The 8,727-nt window shown below is 77.2% G+C and carries 1 protein-coding gene; it reads right to left on the reverse strand.

What is annotated here, in order from left to right; translation table 11 throughout:
* Window positions 1–66: 66 nt before the first annotated feature.
* On the reverse strand, window positions 67–8,727 hold an 8,661-nt coding region (locus B056_RS35775; protein ID WP_035750718.1), incomplete at its 5' end, for a type I polyketide synthase.

Consider the following 8,727-nt stretch of genomic DNA (forward strand, 5'->3'; position numbering starts at 1 on the left):
TCCATGTCGGGTCGGGTCGGGGTTGGTCGGTCGGGTCGGGTCGGGCCGAACCGGGGGCCGGGGTGGTCAGGTGCCCTCGCCGAGGGCCAGCCGGACGAGCGTCTCGGCGTCCATCTCGTCGAACGCGCTGGCCGCCGCGCCGCCGGGCCCGGCCGGCGGCACCGGATCAGGGGATCCGGTCCGGCCCGCGGCCGGCGGCTGGACCACGGATGGAGCCGCGGACGGGGCCGCGGGCTGGGCCGCGGCGGGGAACATCTGGTCCCGGAGGTGGCCGGCGATGGCCTCGGGTGTCGGGAAGTCGAAGACGAGCATCGGCCGCAGGCGCGCTCCGGTCGCCGCGGCCAGCCGGTTGCGGAACTGCACCGAGGCGAGCGAGTCGAAACCGAGCTCCCGGAACGGCCGGTCCGGTGCCACCTCCGCCGCGGAGGCGTGCCCCAGCGCGGCGGCGGCGGTGGCGCACACGACGTCGAGCAGGGCCCGGTCCCGCTCCGGGCCGCTGGCCCCCGCCAGCCGTTGGGCCAGCGTCCCGGCCGGGTCTTCGGCCTCGCCGTCGACCGACCGCCGGACCGGATGGCGGACCAGGCCGCTCAGCAGCGGCGGGACGCCCCCGGCCCGCAGCACCCGCGGGTCGAGCCGCATGGGCAGCAGGACGGGGCGGTCCGCGGTGAGCGCCGCGTCGAACAGCGCCATGCCCGCGGCGGCGGAGATCGGCCGCAGCCCGTTGGCGGCCATCCGCTGGTCGAGCGCGGCGGCGTCGAGGTGCCCGGCCAGGGCGCCGCGCGGGGCCCAGTACCCCCAGCCGAGGGCGAGCGCGGGCAGCCCGGCCGCCCGCCGGTGGTGGGCCAGGGCGTCGAGGAAGGTGTTGGCGGCCGCGTAGTTCGCCTGCCCGGCGCTGCCGAACGCCGCCGCGGACGAGGAGAACAGCACGAAGGCGGCCAGGTCGTCGCCCCGGGTGAGCTCGTGCAGGTTCAGGGCGGCGTCCATCTTGGGCCGCAGCACGGTGTCGAGGCGCTCCGGGGTCATCGCGGAGAACACCCCGTCGTCGAGGGTGCCGGCGGCGTGCACGACCGCCGTCAGGGGATGCTCCGCGGGGATCGCGGCGAGCACGCCGGCCAGCGCGGCGCGATCCGCGGTGTCGCAGGCCGCCACCGTCACCCCCGCGCCGAGCGCGGTCAGTTCGTCGGTCAGTTCCGCGGCGCCGGGCGCGCCGGCTCCGCCGCGGCTGACCAGGAGCAGGTGACGGATCCCGTAGGCGGTGACCAGGTGCCGGGCGAGCAGGCCGCCCAGCGTGCCGGTGCCACCGGTGATGAGCGCCGTGCCGTCCGGCCGCCACCCTGCCCGGCCGGGCGGCGCGCCGGTCTGGCTGGTCTGGCCGGGCGGGGCGGTACCAGAGCCGGCGACCGCCGCGCGGACCAGGCGTTGCCCCAGGACCGCGCCCTCACGCAGGGCGACCCGCGGCTCGCCGCAGGCCACCGCGGCCGGCAGGGCCCGCTCCGACGCCGCCGTCCCGTCGACGTCCACGAGCAGGAACCGGTGCGGGTTCTCCGCCTCCGCCGAGCCGAGCAGGCCCCACACCGCGGCGTCGGCGAGGCCGGTGACGTCGTCGTGCGCGCCGACGGCCACCGCCCCCCGGGTGACCACGACCAGCCGGGCGGCGGCGAACCGCTCGTCGCGCAGCCATTCCTGTGCCAGCGCGAGCACCGAGCGCAGGGCCGTGCGCGCGGCCCCGGCCAGACCGGGGCCGGCCGCGGCGGAGTCGCGGCTCACCACCACGACGTCCGGGACGGCCGGCAGGGCCGCGACCGCCGCCAGATCCGGGCAGGCCGGGGCGTGGACGCCGGCCAGCGCGAGAGCCGTGCGCAGCCCGAGCGGATCCGGCCCGAGCACCGCCCAGCCCGGCACGCCGGCACCCGACGCGCTCACACTCGGCAGCACCGGCACCCAGTCGAGGGCGAACATCGCGTCCGCCACCGAGGCGCGCAGCGCGCGCAGCCGGGCGGCGGCCAGCGGCCGGAGATCGACCGGGCCGAGAACCGCGACCGCCGCTCCGGTCCGGTCGGCCAGCTCCGTCCAGACCGGGCCGGCGCCCGAGAGGTCGACGCGCACCCGCACCGCCCACGCTCCCGTGGCGTACAGCCGCACACTCCGGTAGCCGCCGACGACCGCCACCACCGACCCCGGCTCCGTAACCGGCTCGGGCACCGCGGCCGGCTCGGCCGCGGGCGTCCCGGGCTCCGGGAGCCGTCCCCACAGGGCCAGGTGCCCGGCCGCCTCGAGCAGCCAGGGGTGCAGGCCGAACCCGGCGACCTCGTGCTCGCCGTCCAGGTCGGCCTCGGCGAACAGCTCCATCCCCGCCCGCCAGGCTCTCGTGAGCCGGGGGCCGCCCGGCCCGTGACCGGCGGCGAGCAGCTCGCCGTACAGCCGGTCGACGTCGACCGGCGCGGCGCCGGGCGGCGGCCACACCCGCGGGCCGGCCACCGACGCGGCCGGTTCCGCGGAACCGACCAGGGTCGCGGTGGCGTGCGCGGTCCAGGGCGTGTCCGCCGGAGCACCCTCGGGACGCGCGTGCACCGTCAGCGCGCGGTTCCCGGTGCCGTCCGGCGCTCCGGCGCGCAGCTGGAGCCGCAGTGCCCCGGTCTCGGGCAGCACCAGCGGCTCGGCCAAGGTCAGGTCGGCCACCTCCGGGCAGCCGCTCTCGTCGCCCGCCCGGATGGCCAGCTCCAACAGCACCCCGTCCGGCACGACCGGGACGCCGGCCATAGTCCGGCCGGCCAGCCACGGCTGCGCGGCCGGGCTGATCCGGGCCGTCAGCAGCAGGCCGCCGTCGGCCAGCGCGACGGAGCCGGTGAGCAGCGGATGAGGCGGGCCGTCGCGACCCGTCGCGGCGCCGGCATCGGCGTCGTAGCCGGCGCCGGCCGAGCGGGCCGGGGCCGGCCGCGGCCAGAACCGCCGGCGCTGGAAGGCGTAGGTGGGCAGGTCGGCCGGGTGCGCGCCGGTGCCCGTGAACGCCTCCCGCCAGTCGACGCCGACCCCGTGGACGTGCGCCTCCGCCAGCGCGGCCAGCAGGCGGTCGACACCCCCGCGGCCGCGCTGGAGCGTGCCGACGACCACGGCGTCCCGGCCAGTGTCGTGCGCCGTCTCGGCCAGCCCGAATCCCACTACCGGATGTGGGCTGACCTCGACGAACGTGTCAAAGCCGGCGGCCAGCAGCGCCCGCGCGGCGCCGTCGAGCAGCACGGGTTCCCGGGTGTTGGAGTACCAGTACCCGGCGTCCATCACCGCGGCGTCCAGCGGCCCCCCGGTCACCGTCGAGTAGACCGGGATCCGGGCGGGGGTGGGGGCCAGCGGGCGCAGGATCTCCATCAGCTCGGGACGGATGCCGTCCACCTGCGCGCAGTGCGTCGCGACCGACGACGCCACCAGCCGGGCGCGGACGCCCTGCGCGGTGAGCTCGGCGACCAGCTCGTCCAGCGCGGCGGTCTCGCCGGCGACGGTGACCTGGCGCGGCCCGTTGATCCCGCCGACGGCGAGGCGGCCACCGAAGCGGCCCAGCCGGGCGGCGACGTCCGCGGCCGGCAGTCCGACCGACGCCAGTGCTCCCCGGCCGAGCAGGCGGGTCGCCAGCAGCCTGCTGCGCAGCGCGATGATCCGGGCGGCGTCGTCCAGGGAGAGGGCGCCCGCGACGTGCGCGGCGGCGACCTCCCCCTGGCTGGTACCGACCACCGCGGCCGGAGTCACCCCGTAGGCGCGCCAGGCCGCGGCCAGCGACACCATCATCGACATCAGCGCGGGCTGGATCACCTCGATGGCCTCCAGGGGTGGCGCCCCGTCGACCCCGCGGATCACGTCCAGCAGGGACCAGTCGAGGTAGGGCTCGAACGCCACGGCGCACTCGGTCATCCGCTCGCGGAACGGCGGGCAGGACTCCAGCAGCTCACGGCCCATGCCGGCCCACTGGGACCCCTGCCCGGGGAAGACGAACACCACGCGCGGGTCGGGAACGGCCACCCCGCGCGCGACGAGGCCGCGCGACCCGTCGGCGGGATCGTGGTCGCCGGCGAGCTCCGTGAGGCCGGCCCGCAGCTCGTCGTGGTCGGCGCCGATGACGACCGCGCGGTGGTCGAAGGCGGCCCGGGTCGTCGCGGTGGCCAGCGCGACGTCCGTGGCGGCGCGGCCGGGACGGTCGTCGAGGTGAGCGGCCAGCCGGCGGGCCTGGGCCCGCAACGCCTCCCCGGTGCGCGCCGACACCAGCAGCGGCACCGGCCGCGACTCGGACCGCGGCGTAGGCCGCGACACGGGCGCCGGGGTGGGTCCGCCCGCCGCCGCGGACCCGGATGCCGGCCCCGCGGCGGCGGGGGCCTCACCGAGGATCACGTGCGCGTTCGTGCCGCTGATGCCGAAAGCGGAGACCGCGGCCCGCCGCGGCCCGCGTTCACCGGCCGGCCACGCGACCTCCTCGGTCAGCAGCCGGACGCCGGAGCCGTCCCAGTCGACCTGGTGGGTGGGCTCCGCCGCGTGCAGGGTGCGTGGCAGCACTCCGTGCCGCAGGGCCAGCACCATCTTGATCACGCCGGCCACGCCGGCCGCCGCCTGGGTGTGCCCGATGTTGGACTTCAGCGATCCCAGCCACAGCGGGCGGCCCTCCGCCCGCCCGCGGCCGTACGCGGCGATGAGGGCCTGCGCCTCGATGGGGTCGCCGAGCTTCGTCCCGGTGCCGTGCGCCTCCACCGCGTCCACCTCGGACGGCGACAGCCCGGCGACGGCGAGCGCCTGGCGGATCACCCGCTGCTGCGCCGGGCCGTTCGGCGCGCTCAGCCCGTTCGACGCCCCGTCCGAGTTGACCGCCGTGCCCTCGACGACGGCGAGCACGGGACGGCCCGCCCGACGGGCGTCGGAGAGCCGTTCGAGGACCAGCAGGCCGACACCCTCGGAGAGGCCGGTGCCGTCACCACCCGCACCGAAGGCCCGGCAGCGGCCGTCCGGTGACAGCGCGCGCTGGCGGCTGAACTCGACGTACATGAGCGGGGAGGACATCACGACCGCGCCGCCGGCCAGCGCCAGCGAGCACTCGCCGCGGCGCAGCGCCTGGACGGCCTGGTGCAGGGCCACCAGCGACGACGAGCAGGCCGTGTCGACGGTCACCGCCGGCCCCTGCAGCCCCAGGGTGTAGGAGATCCGCCCGGACATGACGCTCGCCGCGTTGCCGATGCCGATGTAGCCCTCCAGCTCCGCACCGGCGGCCAGCGCGCGCGGGCCGTAGTCCTGGACGTTCGTGCCGACGAACACCCCGCCCAGGGTGCCGCGCAACGTCGACGGGTCGATGCCCGCGCGTTCGACGGCCTCCCACGACAGCTCCAGCAGCAGCCGCTGCTGGGGGTCCATCGCCAGGGCCTCGCGGGGGTTGATGCCGAAGAACTCGGCGTCGAAGTCGGCGACCCCGGTCAGGAAACCGCCGTGGCGCACGTAGGACGTGCCGGACCGCTCCGGGTCGGCGTCGTGCAGGGCGTCGAGATCCCAGCCCCGGTCGGCCGGGAACTCGCCGATCGCGTCCCGGCCCTCGGCCAGCAGCCGCCACAGGTCCTCCGGGGAGTCGACCCCACCGGGCAGCCGGCAGGCCATGGCCACGATCGCCACCGGCTCGGTGTCCAGCCGGTTTTGATCACCGCCGGGCCCGCCGCGGTCACGGGACGTCGCGGGACGCCGGTCGCGGTCGGCGGGCGCCTCGTCCTCGTCGCCGCCGGCGATCTCCCCGCGCAGGAACTCCGCCAGCGCCGACGGGGTCGGATAGTCGAACACCAGCGTGGATGGCAGCCGCAGGCCGAGCGCCGCGCCGAGCCCGTTACGCAGATCGACGGAGGTAAGCGAGTCGAAGCCGAGGTCGCGGAACGCCCGGTGCGCCTCCACGGCGGTGGCGTCGGCGTGGCCCAGCACGGCCGCCGCCCGGGTGCGGACCGTCTCGATCAGCGCCCGGTCCCGGTCGGCCGCGGGCAGGGCGGCGAGCCGGCGGGCCAGTGGCGAGCCGGTTCCGGTCACGGCCGGGGAGGCGGTGCCGTCCGCGGCGCCGGACGCCCCGCCCGCGGCGGCGACCTGGGCGGCGTCGGCGGCGAGCGTGTCGAACAGGGGGCGGCGGCCAGCCGAGGTGAAGACCGGGATGAACCGTGCCCAGTCGATGTCCGCCACGACGGTGTGCGTCTCGTCGTGGTCCAGCACCTGTCGCAGGGCTTCGAGGGCGCGGCCCGGCGCGAGGTACCCGAGCCCCCGGGCCCGCTGCCGCCGCACATCGGGATCCTCGGCCGCCGCGACGTCGGCGTCGCCGCTTCCCGTGAGCGGCGCCCACAGGCCCCAGGCGACCGAGGTCGCCGGCAGGCCGCGGGCGTGCCGGCACTCGGCCAGCGCGTCCAGGTGGGCGTTGGCCGCGGCGTAGGCGGCGTGGTCGGCGCCGCCCCAGACACCGACGATCGAGGAGAACAGCACGAACGCGTCGAGGTCACCGGCGGGGAACAGCTCGTCGAGCCGGTCGGCCACGGTGGCCTTGACGGCGACGGCGTCGGTCAGGTCGGTGACCGAGGTGTCGGCGAGCGGGCGCAGCCCGAGCAGCGCGGCGGTGTGCACGACGGCGCGGATCGGCCCGCCGGCGGCGGACTGCCCGCGGACAACCGCGGCCAACGCCTCGCGGTCCGCGAGGTCGCAGGTGGCCACGGTCAGCCGGAGATCCCCGGCGAAGGTGCCGCGGCGCAGCGTGTCGATGTCGGGATCGCCCGCACGGTGCGATCCGGCGAGCACGACATGCTCGGCTCCCCGCCCGGCCAGCCATCCGGCCAGATGAGGGCCGAGCGGTCCGGTGCTGGTGACCAGTACGGTTCCGCGGAACCGCCGGCGCCGGGCGGGTTCGGCCCCGTCGAGCGGCGCGCGCAGCAGCCGACGGGCGAAGGCCGTGCCCGCCCGGATCGCGACCTGGTCCTCGCCGGTCGCGCCGCGCAGAACCGCCGCCAGCCGGCTCCGGGCGGGCCCGTCCAGCGCGTCGGGCAGGTCGACGAGACCGCCCCAGCGGGACGGATGCTCCAGCGCGGCCACCCGTCCCAGTCCCCAGGTCTGCGCCCGCGCCGGGTCGGTCACCGGGTCACCGTCACCGACGGACACGGCACCGCGGGTGAGGCACCACAGCGGCGCCCCGATCCCCGCGTCGCCCAGGGCCTGGACGAGCAGCAGAGTCGCCGCGGCGCCCCCCGCGTCCACGGCGTCCCCGGCGCCGGTCAGCGCGAGCAGCGACAGCACGCCCCGCGGGACGGTCTCCCCGGCGCCGGTCACGGCCCGCAGGCGGCGGGCGAGGCCCTCCCGGGTGAGGTCGGCGGGGCCGACCGGGACGCCGACGATCTCCGCGCCGTCCTCGGCCAGGGCGCGCACGGCGTCGGCGGCGGGCGGCGGGGCGGCCTCGGCGGCCGGGAACGGGGTGACCACCAGCCAGCCGCCACCCACGGCCGCCGGGGAGGCCCGCGGCGGTTCTGGACCGAGCGGATGCCAGCCGACGCGGTACCGCAGCCTGTCAAGATCCGCCCCACCAGCCACGCCACCGCCGGATGCGCCATCGCGAGCCGCGCCACCGCGGGCCGGGTGGTCGTCGCCCAGCAGCCAGTACCGCTGATGCTCGAAGGGGTAGGTCGGCAGGTCCACCTGCCGGCCCCCGGCCACCAGCGGGGCCCAGTCGACCGGCACCCCGCGCACCCACAGCCGCGCCGCCCCGGCCGACAGCCGGTCCGGCCCGCCGTCGCCGCGCCGCAGCGACTCCACGACAACAGCGTCCGGGACGCCGGCCGCCTCGGCTGTCTCGGTGATCGCCGCGGTCAGCACCGGATGTGGACTGAGCTCCACGAACACCCGGTGCCCCTCAGCCAGCAACCCGCGCACCGCCTCATCGAAACGCACCCGCGACCGCAGGTTCCGGAACCAGTACTCCCCGTCCAGCGACTCCGGCTCCACCAGACATCCCGTCACCGTGGACCACATCGCCACATCACCCGCACGCGGGGTGATACCCACGAACTCCACGGCCAGCCGGTCACGGACCCGCTCCACCTGCACCGTGTGCGACGCGTAATCCACCGGCAACCACCGAACCCGCACACCCTCCGCCCCCCACCCCGACACCAACCCCTCCAACACCGCCGTCTCACCCGCCACCACCGTCGCCGACGGCCCGTTCACCGCCGCCACCCCCACCCCACCAGCCCACTCACCACCAGCCAGCTCACCCAACCGGGCCTCCACCTCCACCACCGGCAACCCCACCGACACCATCCCCCCACCACCAGCCAGCTCCTCCGCGATCACCCTGCTCCGCAACGCCACCACCCGCGCCCCCTCCTCCAACGACAACACCCCCGCCACACACGCCGCCGCCACCTCCCCCTGCGAATGCCCCACCACCACATCCACCCGCACCCCCCACGACTCCCACACCGCCGCCAACCCCAACGCCACCGCCCACAACACCGGCTGCACCACATCCACCCGCTCCAACAACCCCGCCCCCGCCACCCCAGTGCCCGAAACCCCCGAACCACTCCCCTCCACCCCACGCAGCACCTCCACCAACGACCAGTCCACAAACGGCGCCAACGCCACCGCACACTCCCCGATCCGACCCGCGAACACCGGCGAAGAATCCAAAAGCCCCGCACCCATCCCCACCCACTGCGCCCCCTGACCCGGAAACACCCACACCACCCG

Origin of the sequence: Parafrankia discariae, from assembly GCF_000373365.1 — a bacterium.
GTDB classification, from domain to species: domain Bacteria; phylum Actinomycetota; class Actinomycetes; order Frankiales; family Frankiaceae; genus Parafrankia; species Parafrankia discariae.